Source organism: Mesorhizobium salmacidum (SeqCode) (assembly GCF_037179605.1).
Classification (GTDB): domain Bacteria; phylum Pseudomonadota; class Alphaproteobacteria; order Rhizobiales; family Rhizobiaceae; genus Mesorhizobium; species Mesorhizobium salmacidum.
Genome location: NZ_JAPYKS010000050.1, coordinates 1 through 21,019, shown reverse-complemented (window position 1 = coordinate 21,019; position 21,019 = coordinate 1). Strand labels below are relative to the sequence as shown.

The 21,019-nt window shown below is 59.4% G+C and carries 12 protein-coding genes and 2 pseudogenes; 9 read left to right on the top strand and 5 right to left on the bottom strand.

Translation table 11 applies throughout. The annotated features are described in order from the left end of the window. The 3 genes and pseudogenes from O7A60_RS30855 to O7A60_RS30840 form a co-directional block, all read right to left on the bottom strand. The coding region (locus tag O7A60_RS30855; protein WP_337109438.1) for an IS91 family transposase at nt 1–1,009 on the bottom strand (1,009 nt) is incomplete at its 3' end. Nucleotides 1,010–1,012: 3 nt separating this feature from the next. After that, nucleotides 1,013–1,917 (bottom strand): annotated as a pseudogene (locus tag O7A60_RS32060) (tyrosine-type recombinase/integrase). A 246-nt stretch (nt 1,918–2,163) separates the two neighbouring features. Next, entirely contained in the window at nt 2,164–4,773 is a 2,610-nt protein-coding gene (locus O7A60_RS30840) for an AAA family ATPase (RefSeq protein WP_337109436.1), read from the bottom strand. 287 nt (nt 4,774–5,060) lie between these two features. Between O7A60_RS30840 and O7A60_RS30835 the strand changes: the two genes are divergently transcribed. The 8 genes from O7A60_RS30835 (at nt 5,061) to O7A60_RS30800 (ending at nt 17,378) form a co-directional block, all read left to right on the top strand. Next, the gene (locus tag O7A60_RS30835; protein WP_337109435.1) at nt 5,061–6,320 is read left to right on the top strand and encodes a metallophosphoesterase family protein; all 1,260 of its coding nucleotides are present in this window, start codon (nt 5,061–5,063) and stop codon (nt 6,318–6,320) included. Then, entirely contained in the window at nt 6,317–9,787 is a 3,471-nt protein-coding gene (locus tag O7A60_RS30830) for an ATP-binding protein (protein ID WP_337109434.1), read from the top strand. Before O7A60_RS30835 ends, O7A60_RS30830 begins: the two co-directional genes overlap by 4 nt. 617 nt (nt 9,788–10,404) lie before the next feature. Continuing rightward, a complete protein-coding gene (locus O7A60_RS30825; protein ID WP_084636839.1) occupies nt 10,405–11,190 on the top strand; it encodes a GGDEF domain-containing protein in 786 nt (261 codons plus the stop codon). A gap of 264 nt (nt 11,191–11,454) precedes the next feature. Then, entirely contained in the window at nt 11,455–12,141 is a 687-nt protein-coding gene (locus O7A60_RS30820) for a transposase (RefSeq protein WP_337109433.1), read from the top strand. Between the two features lie 269 nt (nt 12,142–12,410). Next, on the top strand, nt 12,411–12,683 hold the full coding sequence (locus O7A60_RS30815; protein WP_337109432.1) for a hypothetical protein: 273 nt from the start codon (nt 12,411–12,413) through the stop codon (nt 12,681–12,683). A gap of 331 nt (nt 12,684–13,014) precedes the next feature. Next, nucleotides 13,015–14,442 carry an amidohydrolase family protein gene (locus tag O7A60_RS30810; protein WP_337109431.1) on the top strand — a complete coding sequence of 476 codons (1,428 nt, stop codon included), beginning with the start codon at nt 13,015–13,017 and terminating at the stop codon, nt 14,440–14,442. A gap of 317 nt (nt 14,443–14,759) precedes the next feature. Continuing rightward, a complete protein-coding gene (locus O7A60_RS30805; protein WP_337109430.1) occupies nt 14,760–16,340 on the top strand; it encodes a hypothetical protein in 1,581 nt (526 codons plus the stop codon). A 723-nt stretch (nt 16,341–17,063) separates the two neighbouring features. Beyond that, on the top strand, nt 17,064–17,378 hold the full coding sequence (locus O7A60_RS30800; RefSeq protein WP_337109429.1) for an antibiotic biosynthesis monooxygenase family protein: 315 nt from the start codon (nt 17,064–17,066) through the stop codon (nt 17,376–17,378). 534 nt (nt 17,379–17,912) lie between these two features. On the opposite strand, the gene O7A60_RS30795 is transcribed toward O7A60_RS30800, so the two are convergent. Then, nucleotides 17,913–19,370, bottom strand: coding sequence for an NAD-dependent succinate-semialdehyde dehydrogenase (locus O7A60_RS30795; protein WP_337109439.1), 1,458 nt, complete (start codon nt 19,368–19,370; stop codon nt 17,913–17,915). Between the two features lie 499 nt (nt 19,371–19,869). Between O7A60_RS30795 and O7A60_RS30790 the strand changes: the two genes are divergently transcribed. Then, nucleotides 19,870–20,466: a cold-shock protein gene (locus tag O7A60_RS30790; RefSeq protein ID WP_337109428.1), complete on the top strand. Its 597-nt coding sequence runs from the start codon at nt 19,870–19,872 to the stop codon at nt 20,464–20,466. A 329-nt stretch (nt 20,467–20,795) separates the two neighbouring features. On the opposite strand, the pseudogene groEL reads toward O7A60_RS30790, so the two are convergent. After that, nucleotides 20,796–21,019: pseudogene (gene groEL / locus O7A60_RS30785) on the bottom strand (chaperonin GroEL); the annotation flags it as partial.

Below are 21,019 nucleotides of genomic sequence, written 5' to 3'. Positions count from 1 at the left end.
GCGCGAGGCTGGCCTTGCGGGCGGAGCCGGCGAGCATGCCGTAGTGCCGGATGCGGTGAAAGCCTCGCGGCAACACGTGGAGCAGGAAGCGGCGGATGAACTCGTCGGGGCCAAGCGTCATGACCTGCTGGCGGTCGGCGCCGTCGCGGCGGTAGTTCTTGTAGCGGAAGGTGACGCCGCTCTCGTCGAAGGCGATCAGGCGGCTGTTCGATATCGCGACCCGGTGAGTATAGCGCGACAGGTATGCGAGCACCGCCTCCGGTCCCGCGAACGGTGCCTTGGCATAGACCACCCAGCGCTTCTTCCGGACTGGCGACAGGTGCCGCAGGAAGGCTCGCCGCTCGGTGAGGTACGCCATTGATCCGAAGAAGCTGAGCCGCCCGGCGTCGTGCAGCGCCATCAATCGGGCGAGGAAGAGCCGGCGGAACAGCTTGCCGAGCACGCGCACCGGAAGCAGGAAGGCCGGCCGCGACGAGACCCAGCGCTTCCCGCCGGGCGCGATGCCGCCGCCCGGTACGATCATGTGCACGTGCGGATGGTGAGTCATCGCAGAGCCCCAGGTGTGGAGCACGGCGGTGATGCCGATCCTGACTCCAAGGTGCTTGGCATCGGCCGCGATGGTCAGCATCGTCTCCGACGCTGCCTTGAACAGCAGGTCGTAGGCGAGCGCCTTGTTCTGGAACGCGATGTCGGCGACTTCGGCAGGCAGCGTGAACACGACGTGGAAGTAGCCGACCGGCAGCAGGTCGGCCTCGCGCTCGGCCAGCCATGTCCGTGCCGCCGCGCCCTGGCACTTCGGGCAGTGCCGGTTGCGGCAGGAGTTGTAGGCAATCCGCCATTCGCCGCAATCCTCGCAGGCCTCGACGTGACCGCCGAGCGCCGCGGTGCGGCAGTGTTCGATCGCCGACATCACCTTGAGCTGGATGAGGCTCAGGTGACCTGCATGGGCGACTCGATAGGCGGGGCCGGCAGCACGGAAGATGTCGGCGACCTCGATCGAGGCGCGCACGGCTCAACCGGGCGGCGTCTTGCCTTCCATCAGCGCCATCAACCGATCGAGCGGCCCGGCGACCGCATGGATCGTCCGGGTCGAGACCTTGGTGTAGAGCGCGGTCGTATCGAGCTTGCTGTGCCCGAGCAGCACCTGGATGACGCGGATGTCGACATCCTGTTCGAGTAAGTGGGTGGCGAAGCTGTGGCGCAGCGTGTGCGGACTGACGCGCTTGCGGATGCCGGCGACTTCGGCCGCCTCCTGGACGGCGCGGTGCAGTTGCCGCGACGAGATCGGCGCCGTGCAACTGCGGCCCGGGAACAGCCAGCCATGCGGAAGCATCACCCCGCGCCGCCTGCCTTCGCGCCCCACAGCCGCAGGAGCTCCAGAAGCTGCGGCGAGAGCATCGCGTTGCGGTCCCTGCGGCCCTTGCCCTGCTCGACGCGGAGCAGCATGCGCGTGCTATCGACATCGTCGATCTTGAGATGCGCGACCTCGGACACGCGCAGGCCCGCGCCATAGGCGACGCCGAGCGCGGCCTTGTACTTGATGCCAGGTGCGGCTTCGAGCAGCCGCGCCGCTTCCTCCACGCTCAGCACGTCGGGAAGCTTGCGCTGATACCGCATGACCACCAGCGCACGCGCCAGATCCCGCCGCTTCAGCGTCACCAGGAACAGGAACCGCAACGCCGAGACCGCGCCGTTGATCGTCGCAGGACCGGCGCCGTTCTCATGCTGATGAAGCTGGAAGCGGCGGATGTCCTCAGACGACGCCGCGTCGGGCGAGCGGCCGAGGAACGCGGCGAAGCGCCGGACGTGACGAACGTAATCTTGCTGGGTATGCGAGCCCAGGCCCCGCATGAGCATGTCGTGCTGCATGCGCTGGCGAAGCGGGCTAATAGGTGCATCGGTCGATGGGGTAGCCATGGCGAGTTCCTCTCGTTGAAGGAACTCCATGGTCAGATCGACGCCTCTACCCGCTCAAGGTCTATGACATGCAAGCCATCTCAGAAGGAGGCGGCCCTCCCGCGCAGCGGGTTCGTGCACATGGGAGTCGGATACGAACTACTGCGATGTCTGGAATTGGGCGCAAAGCTGCCATTCACGTCGTGAAGAGCGTATGAGGCTTCGCGAAAGGCGACCTTGATTGCTGAGCGCGTTGAATCGAAATTTCTAGTTCTTAGGCTTATCCGGTTTTGCCCTGGTTATGATTGCCTTGGCACGCTCGACAAGCTGCCCCAGCTTTTCGATGGTCGGGGGAGCTTCAGTGCCTGCCTCCGTATGGCTATGGCCTTCCATGATGGCCGAACACATCTCGAATACATCGATGATTTCTTCAATCAGGATCTGATCCCACATGACGCGACGAAGTGCTGTCACCATGATGCGGTCGTCCCAACGTTTCACAACTTGCTTGAGCAACAGGTGGGGCACCACCTCCTCGATTGTGCGCAGTAGCTGCCCGGCGCCCTTGCGGACTAAATCTACCCGGGCCGAGCCGAGTAGCTGTTGCGCTTGGGCCAAAGTTTCTTCCGCCAGCTTAGTTTTGAGGTACTGGGGCGTGGAAATAGGGGCGTCGTTGAGGCTGACGAATCCAGGTTTATCGTTGGCGCCTCTTTGAACCCAGTGCATCATTGGTTCAATCTGGGCTTTCTCCGCTGCGCCACAGATCTTGGTGAAGAACAAGAGATCGTGTGTGAATATAATGACCTGCCGGCTCTTTGCCTCCTCAACCAGCCGGCCAGCGATACGTTCCTTGCGCTGATGGTCCTGGGAATTTACCGGATCATCAAAAATTAGCCCGGCATTGAGTTCATTGAGAGCGGCCTCGGTCAGAAAGTCCGCCAAGGCAACGGCCCTTTGCTCCCCCTCACTCAGGATTTGATCCAAAGCGAATTCTTTGATGGCAAGCGAGCGGATCGTCTGCCCCTTTTGGCCTTTGGTGCGAAACTCAACCGGGATGGCACATTCGAGTCCGGAGCATTCATGTCCAAGCCGTGATCTGTAGGTTTCCGCGATGACCCTTGAAAACAGTTCACTCTCTTTCTCGGTGAGGTGGCGGGGGCTCAAAGCCGGCTTGGCCTTAGAGTCAGCGACCTCACACCATTTGAGATCCGCCACGTATTTCTCGATGTCATGAAGGTTCTTGCTTAGAACTTCGCGATGACGAAGCTCCACCCTCTCTGTGTCCAGCTTGGCGATGGCATCCGCCACGCTGAGAAGCTTCAAATCTGCTATATCCGCGTCGATCTTTGTAATCACAACCTCAAAGGCCGGCGTCAAATCCATGGTGCCGTTGCCTGGAAACGTCTCTCCTGCCTTTTGCAACGCTACAACGATGGCATCCCGGTCAAGTTTGAGGGTGGCGAGTAGCTGAACAACCTGATCATTGAGCGAGGGATGGGCGGTCTTCAGATATGTTCGTGCTATCGTGTCTTCGCCGAAAATATCGAGCGTTAGGCTCTCGAAATCTTTGATCTTGGCCTTGATCTGGTTGTCCAAGGCCACCAGCGCGGTCCGATCCGTACTGGTGAGGAATTCCCAATATCGGCCAAAAAGTTCAACGGCCTGCTCGCTTAATGGCTGCTGGCAAAGCAAACAACTGTCACCGTCGTTTGGATAATGATCGTGTTCAAGGGCAGCCGACTTATAGGCGGCTGCGATGAGTTTTTCCCATTCCGGCCTACCGGCACCCTTCAACTTTTCCGACTTGAACGATGCCGTACCGGTTGCCGCTACTTTCTTGGCGGTGTCGTTGAAATGCGCAAGTAGGCTTTTTGCCCCATCCCGCTCAGTCTGAGATAGACCCGCGCGCAGCTGCTTTAAGGTGTCACGTAGAACCTCAACTGGCATACGCGCTTCCGTGAGTCGTCGAATGCTCTCCTCCGGCGAGGTGGACTGCAATTCCAACGTCAAACGCTGGATTTCCTCAACTCGGGCATGTTCGTCCTTGCCGAACTCCGCTAGCTTCCGTAGAGCCGCCTGGTCGGTCTTTGGCCCGAGTTCAGCTACAGCCGCCGAAGCGGCCGTTACGTTTCCAATGAAAGCGTTTACGAAGCGATTTTGCTTTGGTCGCGCATCGATGGCGGCGGCCAGCCTCTGAGCCAAGAGACCATACACCCTCGCCATCTCGGGAAATACGTCAAAGCCAGCGGGCTTAAAGCCGAGAGGCCCCGAGTCCGTCAAATGCTTTCCCGCCACTGAACTGTCGAAAACTGCAAAAGACCTCTTCAGCTCGGCATGCTCGGTCGTTCCATCGAAGACGAGAGGGACTTCGTTGCCAGCGTGATCGACCAAGACAATGGTGGCCGAAGCTTTTCTTGGAGCGGTATCGTCGTAAATGTCGGGAATGATCGCATGCCGAGTTCTGCTGAAACACACATTCGTCAGGATGCGCGCAAAGCCGCTTTTTCCGGCACCATTTCCACCATAGATGAGAGTCAGTTGGGGCGAAAAAACCAGCTCGGCAGTTGGGGTCAGGGCATTTACGCCGTTGACGTCATGAATTCGCAAGAGCCGGGGTTTTTGGGAGGCGAGCCCGCTCGCTTTGCCGGTTATTGTTGCCGGAATCTCAAGGTTTGGACTTGGTTCATCCGCCAGTCCAAATCCATGCAGGAAGACACCATAGACCTGCCCGATTTGCTCTCCAGTAAGGGCGCCATAGCGCACTGCCCAAGCAAGTGTCAGCTTTTGCCAGGGCGAGAAATCCTTCGCCCAAATCTCCAGCTCATCCCAAACTGTCGCCTGAGAGGGCGGTGCCGCCTGCACGTCCTGAACTGTCAATTTGTCTCCCCCGATCAGCCGCCACTCCGATAAGTAATCGGCTACAAAGTCAATCTCCAACGAAACAGGCGGGTACTATTTCTTGTGTCCAACACTTGAACGCCCAGTAAATGCCGACTGTGGTTTTGTGTGACGCCCTGAACCCAACCCCACGTTTCCCCTTGCCGGGCTCGCTGAGTTTCAACAATCACACCGGCCAGCGCGATAGAAAGCCAACACCGCTGTCGTGAAATTCTTCTATCGAGCCTCGGTCGATCATCGGTATGTTCGTGGGTGGAGACCGCGCGATGGCATTTCGATTCGTACACACGGCCGATACTCATCTCGACTCGCCACTGCGTTCGCTGGCGATGCGAAACCCCGACCTTGCCGAGCTTGTCGGAGACGCCAGCCGTCAGGCATTTGTCTCGATCTTGGATCTCTGCCTTGCGGAACGTGTCGATGCCCTGATCATTGCCGGCGATCTTTATGATGGCGATCAGACGTCGATGAAAACGGCGCGGTTTCTGGCGTCACAGATGACGCGACTTCACCAGGCCGGCATCAGGGTCTTTAAGATCCGGGGCAATCATGACGCCATGTCGCGTATATCGAAACAGCTCGTCTTCCCTGACACGGTCACGATCTTCGGTGGCCGTCCCCAGTCAGTGTTGCAGACAGCCGGCGGGCTCGACGTCATGTTCCATGGCTTGAGCTTTGCCAGCCCCAAGGCGCCGGACAGTCTGCTTCCCAAGTATTCAGCCCCGCGTGAAGGCGCGGTCAATGTCGGCATCATGCATACGAGCCTGGCCGGATGGCCCGGCCACGACGTCTACGCTCCTTGTAGGGTCGCTGACCTGCACAGCCATGGCTTTGACTACTGGGCCCTTGGGCACATCCATGTCCGCCAAGTCCATCCCGGGGTGAGCACCGTGGTGATGCCAGGAATTCCACAGGGCAGGGACATCAACGAGGCAGGCGACAAATCCGTCACCCTGGTGACGATACGAGACGACCGCACCGTCGAGATCGAGGAACGGCCAACCAGTATCGCGCAATTCGAGCGGGTGAGCGTCGACGTGACCGAAACGGTGGAATGGTCCGAAGTCGTTGGGCGAGTCCGCTCCGCGCTCGAAGATGTGCGTGCCTCCGTCAGGTCCCGTCATGCTGTGGTCCGTCTCGGCGTGACCGGGGCGTCACCTCTAACCTGGGCGCTGATCCGTGACCGCGACCTGCTGCTCGCAGAAGCCGAGCAGGTCGCGGAACAGACGGGAGACACTTGGGTGGAGAAGCTCGAACTTAACGTTGCTCAATCCGCAGCCGACACATCCGAGGGCGTCGCTGATCCGATTTTCGAACTCGCTCAATCCATGCGCGCCGATGCCAGCTCGGAAGCTTTCCGTGCCGAGGCGAGGGCGTTGGTCCAAAAAATGATCGCGGATCTTCCGCCTGACGGGCGCGATTTCGCCGGCAAGAACGAGGCTGAGTTGGAGTCGTTCCTCGACAGGGTGCTTGCCAACGGCGCCGACTTGGTCACGGCCCGCCTCAAGGCCGGTGGATCACAATGAGGCTCCGGCGACTTGATCTCATTCGCTACGGCAAGTTCACCGACAGGACGATCGACTTCGGGCCGAGACCGGAATCCGGTCCCGACCTGCATATCGTCTTCGGCCTGAACGAAGCCGGCAAGTCGACCGCGCTTTCCGGCTATCTCGACCTGCTGTTCGGCATCGAGGAACGCAGCCGCTACAATTTCCTGCATGAATACAGTGCAATGCGCATCGGCGGGGTACTCGAACTCGGCGGCGCGGAGCATACGCTCACGCGCACGAAGCAGCGCACCAACTCATTGTTGAACGCGAATGGCCAACCGGTCAGCGAAATGGCGATATCAGCACATCTCGCCGGGCTGTCTCGCGACGCATACGAGACCATGTTCTCGTTGGATGATGAAACGCTGGAAGCAGGTGGAAAATCAATCCTGGAATCGCGCGGCGACCTGGGCAAGCTGCTGTTCACGGCCAGCGCCGGCCTCGGGCACGCAAGCGATACTTTGAGCGTGCTCGATGCCGAGGCAGACAGGCTCTACCGCAAACAGGCACACGGAACCGAACTTGCGCTGCTCAAGAAGCGGCTTGCGGAACTGAAAGCCGGCAAGGACGCGGTCGACACCTTGGCGTCGACTTATGAGAGTCTTGAAGCCGAGCGTCTCGACGCGACGGAAAAATACGACCGCAGCATCGCCGAACGGTCGGTGCTATCAGCCAGGCTCGACACGATCGCGAAGTATCTTCGCGCGATCCCGATCCTTGCCGATATCCGGCGCAAGCAAGCCCAACTGGCCGAGTTGCCTGAGATCGCTTCACCGTCACGGACCTGGACCGGCAGTGTCGCCGACATGATCGAGGCCGACGCCAGTCTGAGAACGCGGCTGTCCGCAAGTGTGGAAGAGCTCGAACGGGTGGCAACGAAAATCGCCTCGGTCGATACCGACGAGACGATCCTTGCGATTTCCGAACGGGTTCGTAGCCTGACCGACCGCAAGGTGCGCCACGTCTCGGCCGGCCTGGATCTGCCAAGTCGCAGGACGGAGTTGCAAATCCTCAACAATGCCGTGGCGGCCTGCCTTGCCGCCCTGGGAAAATCCTCCGAGCCAGACCCTGCCAAACTGCTTTTGCCTGCTGCAACCATTGGCGTTGTTCGCACCATGGTCGAGCAGAGATCCGGGATCGTGACCAGCGTACGCGTCGCGCGCGACGAGGCCGCGGCAGCCGCTGATGCGCTTCAGGCGGCACGCGACCGTGTCGGCGAAGAACGGGCCGTGCCCGAGCCTGCCAGGGCAAGGTTGGTCTCGGCGTTATCGACGGCAAGGGCCAGTGGGCACCTAAGCGAAACCAAGGCGGCACGCGAGACCGCGGATGCGGGTGCAATTCGATGGGAGGCCGCGATCGGGCGCTTGCATCCCTGGTCGGGAGATGCTTGGGCCTTAGCCATTCTCGCCGTTCCGAATGCCGGGCAGCTTGGCGCGTGGAAGGCGCGAGCAGGAGAACTCGAAAAGGGTAGGGACATCCTTTCCGAACGTATTGCCGAATACCAGGGCAATCACGACTTGCTTTCGGCGCGCCTGGATGCGATTCGCGCCTCGGTCGACGTCACCGACGATGAAGCCGCCGCCGTCATTCGTCGCGCCCGGGATGAAGCCTGGGCAAGGCATCGCGATGACCTCACTGGGGACACGGCGGACGAGTTCGCGGCAGCACTGGCTCGAGATGACAGTGTCGGAGCAGGCCGTCTGGCCAACGCGCGGGAGCTCGTTGAGATTCGCACGGCAAGCCGCAGCCTCGCTGAAACCGCTGCCACCATCGCGCATGCGCGAGACCAACTTGCGCGCAACAGCTCGGACCGGGAGGCCGTAATCTCGGAAATTCGCGTAGCGGCAAAAGAGCTATGCGGAGAGTGCCTGGAAATTTCCTCCGAACGGCTGATTGAGCTAATCGAGAATCGCATTGCTGCCCGGGTCGAAGCGCTCGCGGCCTGGGATGAGATCGAACTTGCCCGCAAGAAAGCCGAGCGGGCGGTTGATGAGAGAGACCAAATACGCCTGGCGCTGAGCGGGGCTCTGGCGAGTGTCGGCGTCGGTTCAGATCCCGCCGACAGCCTTGAGACGGTTATGGCGGTGGCAGAGTTGTTCCTTGACAGGCAATTCAAGGTGGACGCCGAGCGTACCGAGACGCTCAAGACCGTTGGCACACGGCAAGAGGATCTGGCCGCCAGGCAGCGAGCCGTCGACGTGGCAGAGCGACGTGAGGACGAATGGCTGGCCGGCGTTGCCGAAGCGCTCAAGGGCACCTGGCTCGAGAGCGGCATATCGGCGGCCGGCGTCGGCAGCGTCCTCGATCAATTGACTGAACTGTCCAAGAGTCTTCAAGACCGCGACGCCATGCAGCTCCGCATCGAAAAGATGGAGGCAGACAGAGACAGTTTCTTGGTTGAGGTTACTGCCGTTGCAGCCGAGGCGGGCGAGGTGGCGGACAACGAAGAACCGGAACAGCTAGCGATCGGGCTTGCCGAGCGCCTGGAGCGCGCCGAACGCACGCGCGAGGCGAAGGCAAATCTCGTCAATGACCTGCAGCGCCTGCAGGAAGCGCGTGAGATCCTCAATGCCGAGATTTCGGCACATGAGCGCCGCAAAAACGAGGTCCTGAGCGTCTTTGGCGTGGCCACGCTATCCGAAGTCGTGCAACGCGACGAACTGCTGCGTGACAGGGATCGCCTGCGCACAACCGTGGCCGAACTTGAGGAGCAGGTGTCGTCCGAGCTCGCGGTGGAAGGGTTCGAGCAGGCGCGTTCGATATTGGATGCTGTCGATCTCGACAGTCTTGCAATCGAGAAGGCTGAGGCCGAACAAAGGCTTCGCGCTTCTGACGAGGCGATACAGCAGCAGCTCATTCGACAGACACGCGCGACCGACAAGCTGGACGCTATTGGCGGCGACAGCGCTGTTGCCCGAATAGATGCCGAACGGCGCACCCTCCTTCTGGAAATCGAGGAAAAGGCCGTCCGTTATATCGAGCTGAAATTGGGAATAATGTCGGCTGGAAATGCTCTGCGTCTCTACCGCGAGCGTCACCGCTCCGGGATGATGGAGCGCGCATCAGACGCCTTCGCCCTCATGACGCGCGGACAGTACTCTGGCCTGACAACTCAACCTGTGAAGGGTGGGGAAGTGCTCATCGCGTTACAGCGCGATGGGCAATCCAAGGTCGCCGACGCGCTGTCAAAGGGCGCGCGCTTTCAGCTCTATCTGGCCCTGAGGCTTGCGGGGTACTACGAGTTTGCGCAGTTTCGGCCTTCCGTGCCCTTCATCGCAGACGACATCATGGAAACCTTCGACCATGTCCGTTCCGAGGAGGTCTTCAGGTTGTTTGGCGAAATGGCAAGTGCCGGTCAGGTGATCTATCTTACGCATCACCAGCACCTATGTGAGATCGCCAAGGCTGTTGTGCCGAGCGTAGCGATTCACGAACTTGGATAGTAATGGGGGATTGTGTAGTAACCGCTCTACGTCCATGACGGCGGCTTGCGACAACGCCAAGCCTGGCCGGGATGATCTTTGGGCCTGTGCCGAATTTCAACTTGGTGCTCGAAAGCGTCCGAAATCGGAAACGCTGTTGAACGCGCCAAAAGGTCGACGTTCAGTCTGCTGTATGTTCGCCATTTGTGCTTGAAAAGTCGCATAAATGGCAGTCTGGAATTTCAGAGAATTTCCAGAAACCGCCATCTCTTCACGGTTGCGGTGAACCTGCCGGCATCGCCAAAATTTGCGAACGAATTCATTCGATCGGAATAGCGGTATGAGCCGTTTCGGCGTCAAGGCTATGCATTGATCGAGGCGTTCCAACGTAGCCTTTTGGCATTGAAGCTGATGACCTGCGTGCGCATCTGCCGAGCCTGCGCCAATCGTATTTCTCTGATCCAGCCCAGGCCCGCGTATATTCAATGACCCACCATCCATGCAGCGTGGAGTAGCGTCCGAACTAACACCGAGAGATTCGGCCCTAAGCCTCGTTTCAGAACAATCTTAGTTGATACGGTAACGGCCGTTTCAGAGCCTTTAATTAAAGAAGCAGTGCCAAACTCCAAAGAAGCAACATGACGCCTCGCAGCAAGCGTATTCTAGGCAAATCAATAGTGGTCACGACAATCGCAATCGTCGCGACCTTTGCTCTGTCGTTCACGGCGAGAATCGCCTTGCGCATGCCCATCGATTGGCTGAGTTGGGTTGAATGCACCCTCATCCCCATCCTGATTGGAATGCCGGTCGGGGCCTACATCTTCGCCCAGTCGGAAACGATCCAGGACACATGTGACAAGCTGGAGAAATCGTATACGGCCCTGAGAGAGACCCACGACAGGCTGGCGTTCGTCACCAGCCACGACCCGATGACGGGGCTTCTTAGCCGCGGCGGGTTCATGGCAAGGATGGACAGGAAGCGTGATGAGGGTGAATACGACACGCTTCTCCTTGTCGATCCGGACCACTTCTCCATGTTCAACGACAGGCACGGACATTCCAAAGGTGACGAGGCCTTGGTGAGAATCGCTAAAGCACTTGTCTATCTGACGCGCCCTGGCGATTCAGTTGGTCGCCTTGGTGGCGAAGAGTTCGGGGTCCTGCTGCGAGGGATGCGCAAAGAGCAGGCAATGACCATCGCGGAGAACATCCGCCGTCTTGTTGAAGGGATACCATGGATCAAAGGGCAACAGGACGATGTAAAGGTGACGGTCAGCATCGGGGGTGCGGAAATCCCTCCCGATGCAGATACGCAGGATATTCTTCGCACAGCAGGACGATGCCTTTCTGAAGCGAAACAGCGCGGCCGGAACCGCGTTTCCTTCGACTTTGAAGTAGCCAAACTGCGTGCCGTGACACCATAGCCGGCCCTGCTTGGCCTTCCAGTTTACGGCGCTGGAAGAGGTGGTCGGGGCAAACCACGAGCATTTGGTGACGGCCGGGCCCCCAGGGGGCGTGCGGATGTGGTGGTCAGCCGCCCCATGCCTCCCAGTAATACCCGTGATGACGCTGATGCAGTTGCCAAGCTGCCTTCTGGGCGATAAACGCCAGCGCGGAACAGGAACCTGGCGGCGACTACCCGCAAGCGACCGTGACCTCTTCAAAAATGATGCTCACGAGGAAGCAACATGAGGCGTCAAACGCGACCATTCATCCTGGAACTCAAGCGCAAGCGTGGCATTCAAAAAAAGCCCCGGTCCATTTGGGGAGATATTGATATTTCAGCGGCCGTCGCCGAGACAAACCGAGAATCGAAGGCGACAGAGTTGCGCAATTGTCAGACGATTGACTCCGACATAATCTGCGCCGATCCTGAATATCTGTTCAAATCGCACGCGGAGATTCCTATGCCGGACTTAAATGGCGCTGAAGCTGTAGCATCCCCCTCTGAAATCACTGCGAAAGCAGCGAAGCCAAAGGCCAAGAGAAGAGTTGCGCAATCGCTCAAGCCGAAGCCCGGCAAAACATCGCCTGCTCATAACAATGGAGCCGTAGCTCAGACTCCGACATCGGGCTCGGGGGCAGCAATTGGAAGTGGCCGGAAAATCTACTCGGCAAAAGAGCGAGCCGAGAAGCTCTCCGAGATGCAGAAGTCAATGAACGGTGGCGCCACTCTGAAGCTGGCCGCAAAGCAGGCGGGCATATCGGAGCAGACCTATTATCATTGGAAGCGCGCCTCGGCACCTGCAGCCGGAAGCGACGATCTGAAAGACCTTCTCGCCCTCGAGGACGAAAACAAGCGGCTAAAGAGCCTTCTCGCGCAGCGCCTCCGGAAGGAGAACTCGGAACTGAAGATGAGGCTCGGCTTGGTGTAAAATCGTTCTTGAGTCGCGGGCCGGCGCGCTGGTGACTGCCAGCGCGACATGTCTCACCAGGCGTAGGTCTAGCAAGGATTTGCCGCAGGCAGCAGACGGAGGCGGGCAAACCAATTTTGTCCTTCGCCGTCTGGATGATGATAGGTTGAGCGATCGAAATCGGCTGGCGGCTGCCCAGCGTGACCTCCATCGGCAAGGCTGCGACCGTGCCACGACGCGCATCGCGATCCGGCGTGTTAGCCCGAGACGATGCAGCTTTGAGTTCGGGCTTGACCGGCATCTACACCTGGCAGACCAGCATCAAATGCCCGGCTCCCGTTCGCTCGGGCTACCGGCGAGGCGACTTCGTGCTGTATGACGCTCCTGCTCCTTCGACCTTAGCGTGTCAGGAAATCAGCCTTGTTCCGGCATTGCGCAAACAAACATTAGTCGGACTCTCGAAAAACGAAATGTTCATAGGTCTTTTCGACAATCGATCATTGACGGGCGACGAATTTGTGATCGCTATCTTCGGGAGGCGCAAAGACGATAACTGTTCGTGAGGCCGGCGGGCGTCGCTTTGCGCGGACAAGATGTGTCAAGCACCCTAACTCGTTCGATAGCAAGAGCGATTCCCTTGACCTTGATCTAACCAGCTTGGAAACGGCACAGAAGCTGCTTGAGCAAGATGGCATCGTCAATGTTGGCACACGCGAAAAGTTGACGAACACGATGAGACCACGCTTCGATGAGCTTTGGGCAAGGCCGCCGGCTGAAGCTGGTTGAGAATACAAGTCGTTCCAGCAGCAAAAAGTTGTCTACAAGCCTCTGTTGCCCTTGAGAGGAATGACAACCAGTCCTTAGAGTGGGCTGTCGGAAGCTCGGAGGCATTTCATGTACCGTTTTGTTTCGATAACTGCCCGGTCGCTTGCCGCAATCCTCTTGGCTACCCTCTCTCTCGCTGATGCGAGCGCGGACGATTGGACCCTCTCCGGCGTCATGCTCGCCCCGTCCGGGACCATCATTCCCGATGGAGCCATCGCGGTGTCAGGGCAGAAGATCACTTCGGCGGGCGAAAGCTCCACCGTTCCGTCCTCAGCGACAGCGATCAAGGTGCCAGGCATAATCCTTCCTGGCTTCATCGACCTGCACAACCATCTGACTTGGAATATCCTGCCCCGCTGGTTGCCGGGCAGGACGTTCGCCAACAGGTACGAATGGCAGGACAGCGCCGAATATGACCGCTTTCTCACCACTCCGCACAACCTGGCTCTCAATGCAGCCGCGTGCGAGTCGGAGATCTATGCGGAGGTCAAGGCGCTGGCGGGAGGTGCGACGTCGGTCGTCGGAAGTCTGCTGCCTGGAAGCCATCCGGAAAATGCAAAATGCGTAAAGGGGCTTGCCCGCAACCTGGACGTGGCGTCGGGTCTGCCGTTCACGCCTCCGGCGGCCGACGATCCGTGCAACAAGGGCGCGGGATCGGCCATTCCGCTGGATGTCGTGGACTACGAGGTGTTTCCGTTGGAGATGCCACATGCTCGGCTCGACTACCTTCTCTGCGAACTAGGCACCGGAAACCTGCGGAGCCTGATCGTACCCCTTTCCGAGGGAAGCGCTGGCGATTCCGGTGCTCATCGTGAGTTCACGATGTTCAGCAAGAGCTCAACGATGCCGCCCGGTCTGATCTTCGTGCACGGGACGGCATTGCGGCCCGAAGACTTCGCGAAGATGACCGGCGTCGGATTGGTATGGTCACCCCGGAGTAACGACGAACTCTACGGTTCCACGACGAACATCGCCGCCGCGCAGCAGGCGAAGATCGCGGTGTCGATCGCTCCGGACTGGAGCCCGTCCGGGAGCGCGGGCGTCTTGCAGGAGATCGCCTACGCTGCACGGCACCACTTCATCGCCGCCGATCAACTGATCGATATGGCCACGGGTTCTCCCGCCAAGATGGCCAGGCTGGATGCCCAAATCGGTACGCTCGCGGCGGGCAAATTCGCAGACATCATCGTCGTTGATGCCAAGATCGACACGACATCGAAAAGGCCGCTGGATCCGGTGGTCAAAGCGTCCCCGGCCGATATCGAGCTCGTCGTTGTCGGAGGTCAGGCGCTGTACGGCGATCCTGCGCTCCTGGCGAAATTCCTTCCGCAGGGCACGAAGCTCGACACTCTCACCGTATGCGGAGTGCAAAAGGCTGTTTACCTCGGCCAAAGCGGAGCCGCCGACCTCGGAAAAAATCTGTCCGACATTCAAGCCACCTTGAACGATGCGCTGGCAAAAGCCGGATCAAAGATACCCGACATCGAATGCTATTGAAGATCGGGTAGTTTGCTCCAAGAGTGAGGTTGGAATGGTCAGCGGACGGCGGCGCATTCCGACGGTTGAGGTATGGCCCGGCCGACGACGTCTTTCTTGAAGAAGCCGATTTGATTTTCGAGAAGTCGGGCCGTTCAGCAGGATTGCAGGCTGCCGCACTCCAACCAGTATTCAGCCGTTGGGCGAACTTGGCGAACGAACGAGGCAGGGACTTGGAATCATTATCGGTCAACTGCGCATATTGCTCGCATCGGCTGATAAGTGGGCGCGTTCACGAGGCGATTGAAATGCTTCCACGCAGGGATCAGGGGGAATAGTTGGATTCTGGAATTCGCCTCGAACATTTCGGCCTTCTGGAACAATATGGTGGTGCGCCGTGGACGCGAACAGCCGATCAAGTCGCTGCTCGCGACCGCCTGCGTGAGCCTTATAAAGCGACGAAGGCATGGGCGGAGGCACTCCAAGTCAAGCTCTTCCCCGACGGCCGGACGGACGGCCGAATGGCCGTGATTAATCAGGGGCAACACTTCTCACGCTACACTTGGTGGCGCATCTACCCCCGAAAATCCTCGCCTCATGAACTCGCCTACACCGTCGGAATTGATTGCTCCGGCGAGTTCATCGTCAAGCTAGATACTTACCAAGCCGCAGCCCCGGTTCACGCCGCTTATGTTGCAGAGAGCGGTCCTACGATTGCAGCTTCGCCTTTCGCAGCGGTTATGTCTGCCGAGGAAGGCGTTAACTTGTCCTTCGAGGCGCTGATCGATTGGTCCATTGCAGCGATCGCCGACTTCTATCCAGGCTACGAGGAGCTGGCAAACCGTATCGGGCTCGCCCAGACGAGGTTGCGGCTTGTGATCGACCCTCATGTAACCCGACGCCAACTCGACCGCTGGCGCGCGGCAGTACTCGAGGGGTCAATCGCTCGTAAGGGTATTAGATGGGTGCCGGATAGCCCGTTTGTCGTTCGTGTAGTCAAGGCGCCCGATGGCCGAATCCGGACGGAACTCGGTCATGATCCGTCAGGAAAGAACTGGACCGTCGAGATCAACGAAGCTCGACAGACTGGAAATCCGAATTCGCTTTCTGCGGTGGCCGTTGATGCACAGGGCCGTTCTTATCTTCTGAGGCAAGGCCTACTTCGGAAGAACGGCGAGACCGAGAAGGGAGTCTCACCTTCCGCGTTCGCATCAAGGACGGGCCTGACGCCGGTCAATGTTGAAGTATCGCCAACTGGAATCGAGCGGGCCTGGTTCTTGGTGGCTGCGCTAGAAGAGAAATCAGATCTTATTCGAAAAATGACAGGGCGGTTCGTACGAGCCTGCGCGCTGGCAAGGTCTACGAGATCTCCGGCACCGACAGCCGAAGATGTCGGTTACCGGCTCGGAGCCGACGAGAAGGGCGGAACCTATGTGATCGGATCGACCGGCCCCCAGGATGAAAAGATCGTCTCCCGCAAGCAGGGATTTGTATGGCTCGCCTTGCAGGAACGGCTGCTAGAACGGGATATCAAGATCGAAAAGCCAGGTCATTCGCTTGGTTACGAGGTCGATGCAACCGTCAAGCGGCCGGGAAAACGCCCGTTGCTGATAGAGATCAAAACGGGAGCGACTGCTGCCGACATTCACACAGGTGCCGGGCAGTTGCATCTCTATCCGGCGTTGATACCAGCGATCGCAGGGCATGAGAGGATCCTTCTCCTACCTGGACGCCCCCATGAAGATGTTGTCGCCGCCCTCGCCAAGTTAGACATCGTGGTCTTCACCTACGATCCAGGCATTGAACCTGATGGGAGCGGCATTCGCTTCACCAGCGACTTTTTGGAGCTTGCGGCCTCGACTAACATGGCAATAGAAGGGCGGGTTATCTGCACACACGGTTGCGCTCGAGGAACGTAATCCTTCGAGGCGATGCCGAGCACCCAGACCTGCGCGATCAGGAAGCCAGCGACGCCGACCACGGCGGCCGCCATGGAACTGCAGAGCGGTTTCGTGATTGCCTTTTGGGTGCCAACCGCCAGGTGGGAGTCGGTCGTGTACCTTTCATAGGTGCTAGGTCTCCGTGCCTGCCGCTTTGCAATTTTTTCCTTACCCGGACGCCGATCTCAGGCTCTCTGAATTGAAAGGCGCAATGAGGCTTGGCGCGCCCGAATTGCATTCCGTACTCTGACATCCAGCCGGTCCCGTAACATCTATGTCCGAGACCCGACACACCGACGCGCTGGCATTTCACCCCGCGGGTCACGAATTATCCGTTCCTCTCCCACCACCTCTGCGATGGCACGACGGTTGCTTGGCACACTCTAGCCGAGGTGTTCGCCTCGATGAATAAGATGCAGGCCAAGGAATATGACGGCGGGAAAACATCCAGGGACGGAAATAGCTGATGCGGGTTGCTTCGCATGAAAACACAGGGTTGTCCGGGGTTCGAACACCGCGAGCAGGTCTGCAGTGCGAAGGCGATAACGGACTGCTCCTCGCCCTAGAACGGTTCATGCCACCTGATCCCCAAGGTCGGGACGTGCGGCTCTGAGCTCAGGACACTGCTTCGCTGAAGGCCAAAGCCGGCCCTTTCGAACAGGACAAGCTCCCACGCCAACCATCCGGAATCAAGGAACCGCCATGTACATTGCCATGAACCGCTTCAAGGTCCAGAACGGCTCGGAGGCCGACTTCGAGGCCATCTGGAAGAACCGCGATTTCAGCCTCATCGAGATGAAGGGGTTCCGAGAACTCCATTTGCTGCGCGGCCCAGTCAACGAGACCCAAGGTTACACGCTGTTTGCCTCGCACGCCCTGTGGGCAACCCACGACGATTTCGTCGCCTGGACCAGATCGGAGAATTTCCTCGCTGCCCACAGGAACCTTGACGAGACGAAGGTCCACTACCTCGGTCACCCTCAGTTCGAGGGCTTCTCCGTCCTCGAGGGCGCCTAAGTACCGACTTGGTCTGTGCAGCGGCCATCAGCCTGGCCTTGCCGCCCCCGGCCGCGGATCGCGCCATGCCCTTGGCTACCTGCCTCGGCATTTGCCGCCTCGGCCGCGTAGATATCGGCTGATGCTCAAGCGCACCGATCCATGTCGGTGACCAGGACGGCCGCGACCAGGCGCGCATTGGTCTTCTTCCATGTGGCTGCACCAAGTCGCTCGACCGGTCCCCTCAATCGCAAGCCAAAGCATAGTGCTGGCCGACGTCGTGCCGGTGACCGCGGCGAAGGAACGGCCTTTTGTCATTCGACTTCGATAGGCCAGAGTGCGATCGGCTGGTAGCGAGCATAAACATATCCGGCCAAAAGCAAGCTGAGCTACGAGCACCCAGTCTCACAGTGCACGCTGCTGGGGACCGACCTTCCGCAGAAGCTGAGACGCCGTTCGGCAGCGCGAGCACCTAGACCGTCCATCTTTCAAGGCAGCTGCCATGTCCTTGGCCGAAGCTTGAGAGCGTTCGTGCGCCAAATCGGTCCTGCGTGCTCAGATGCCGCCCATGCACAGGTATTTGATTTCGAGGTAGTCCTCGAGCCCGTGACGGGAGCCTTCCCGGCCGATGCCGGACTGCTTTATTCCACCGAAGGGGGCCGCTTCCGAAGACATTCGGCCGGTGTTGATGCCGACCATTCCATATTCGAGCGCCTCCGCCACGCGCCAGACTCGCTTGAGATTGGACGCATAAAAGTAGGCGGCAAGCCCGTAAATCGTATCGTTGGCCTCATGAACGACCTGTTCCGCATCTTCGAAGCGGATGATCGGAGCCAACGGCCCGAATGTCTCCTCTTGCGCGATGGCCATTGCGCTGGAGATGTCAGTGAGCACCGTCGGCTGAAAAAACGTGCCCGCTTTGCCGATGCGCTCGCCCCCGCATTCAACCGTGCCCCCTTTTTGGACGGCATCCGCGATATGGGATTCGATCTTGGCTAAGGCATGCCTGTCGATCAGCGGTCCGATAGCCACCCCCGGATCGAAGCCGTCACCAACCGAAAGGTGGCGGACTTTTTCCACGAATTTCACGACAAACGCATCATGGATGCTCGCCTGCACATAAAGCCGGTTCGCTGAAACACAGGTCTGACCAGCATTGCGGAACTTCGCCTGGATCGCACCATCCACCGCGGCATCAAGGTCGGCATCGTCGAAGACAATGAAAGGCGCGTTGCCACCGAGTTCGAGGCTGACTTTCTTGATCTGGTCCGAACACTGGCGCATGAGCAGCCGCCCGACCTCGGTCGAGCCGGTAAAGCTAATCTTCCGGACCTTGGCATTGGAGCACAGCTCACGGCCAATCATATCGCCTTCGGAAGCGAATATCAGGTTGACGACCCCTTCCGGAAAGCCAGCTTCGCGGGCGAGGGCAAACATTGCACCGGCAACCAGGGGGGTCTGCTCAGCGGGCTTGAGCACGATTGTGCAGCCCGCGGCTAGGGCCGGCGAGATCTTGCGTGCCACCATGGAGGCCGGAAAATTCCATGGCGTGATCGTGCCAACAACGCCGATCGGCTGCTTGATCACAAGCATGCGGCGGTCCGTCGATGGCGCGGCGATCGTCTCGCCGTAGATGCGATTGGCCTCCTCGGCATACCATTGCAAGTACGCGGCCGCATGCGACACCTCCGATTGTGCCTCGGCAAGCGGCTTGCCCATCTCGGCGGTGAGAATTGCCGCGAGGTCGTCTGCGTGGTCAACGATCAGCTGGTGCCAGTGCCAGAGTATGTCGCTGCGCTCCCGCGCGGTCAACGCAGCCCATGCAGGCTGCGCCTTATAGGCCTGGTCGATCGCGGCTCGCGTTTGCTCGACGCCCATGTCAGGAAGCTCGGCCAGCAATTCGCCGGTCGATGGATTAAAAACGCTAAACGAGCGGTCCGCAGCCGGCCTACCAAGCGACGGTATATCGTCGATCGCGCCGAACAGGTCGGGGGCTTTCAGGTGGCGGGTCATCGGCAGGAATAGAGGCAATATCGGCTTCCTCAAAGCGACGAAGGTGTCGATTGGCAGGTAGCCGATGTCTATGCCTACGTCGCGCTTTTCACATAGAGCCTCGGATCCACGGCGGGTAGACCCACCGTGATTCTACCGCCGGAAGAAAAGCTGAAACTCCGGCAAAGAAGCAACGGCGAAACCGAGAGTCCTAAGAAAAATTGTGCCTGCGGCAGGTCACGAACGGTCTGCGGTTCGGCCCATTGGGTAAGGACAAGTTGTCATGACATGGGATGGTTTGACGATGCGCGATGCATCGGCAAACAGCACGGCTCATCTGCCGGCTCGACGTCACCGAACACCTGGCCCGTGACGACCATCGCCGCTATCGCAGTCGTTACAAACCAGGGGGAGTGTAATCGACGGGAGGAGGTTTACGCCATCAAAGACATTTGACAGAAACGCGTCGCCCGATAGAGATATAGCGGCGCAAGCCTTCGCCATGCCAGCCGAGACGATCATGAGCAGATACAGAGACCATCGCAAACCACGCCGGGATCGAGATGGGGACGAGCCCGATTCTTTTTCTGAGCGGGCTCCCGAGCCCAGCTACTTTCAACGGCCGCCTCCCATCTCCTCCGATCATGTTGATGCCGAGGTGAAGTGGTTCGACGCGAGCAAAGGATTTGGCTTCGTCAAGCTCTCAGACGGCAGGGATGCCTATCTGCCCAGCAGAGTACTTGAGGTAGCCGGAGGCCGCAGTGTCTCTGAGGGAGCGCGTCTCAAGGTCACCGTCGAAGAGCGGCCAAAGGGTCCCCAGGTTTCCCAGGTGCTGGAGAATGGCGAGCCCGCGAAAACTTCGCCAGATCTCCGTGGTTCTAAAGGATCCGTCTCTGCAGCGGGTGAATCGATCGAGAGCGCTGGCACGGTCAAGTGGTACAATCCCGAAAAGGGCTTCGGCTTCATTGCTCCTGAAGAAGGCGGGCAGGATGTGTTCGTTCATGCCACGGCGTTGGTCCGCTCTGGCCTCGGTGGGCTGGTGGAGGGGCAAAAGGTGCTTGTCGAATGCGGGCAGGGCAAGAAGGGGCTGGAAGTGCAGAGCATTCGCATCGCTTAGAGCCAGCGCGCGTGCAATCGCGCGAAACCCATCGCTCACCCAAAAGGCCCGCTGCCGGGAGGAAATAGCAGCGGGCCGATATCGAAAACAGCGCGGGAGGAGGTGCGCTGCATTTCAAAGCCGGCATCGCATCTGGGAGGAGTAAGATGGCCGACGGCGGAACGTTACCCATCGAGCAATCTCGTGCAATGCACAAAAAATTGTTTGCAGCAGCGAGGGCCTAAGCGCCGCCTCAAACGAGTTGCCATAACTATGACCGTTAGCTCCGATCGACAAAAGAAAAAGGGCGGCATCGCTGCCGCCCTTCCGGGACAGTCACATTTGCGCTGTCAGAAACCCATCCCGCCCATTCCGCCCATGCCGCCGCCAGGCATACCAGCCGGCATGCCGCCGCCAGCCGAGTCCTTTTTCGGAGCTTCGGCGATCATGGCTTCGGTGGTGACGAGCAGGCCGGCGACCGAGGCCGCGTCCTGGAGGGCCGCGCGCACGACCTTGACCGGATCGACGATACCCATGACGATCATGTCGCCATATTCGCCGGTCTGGGCGTTGT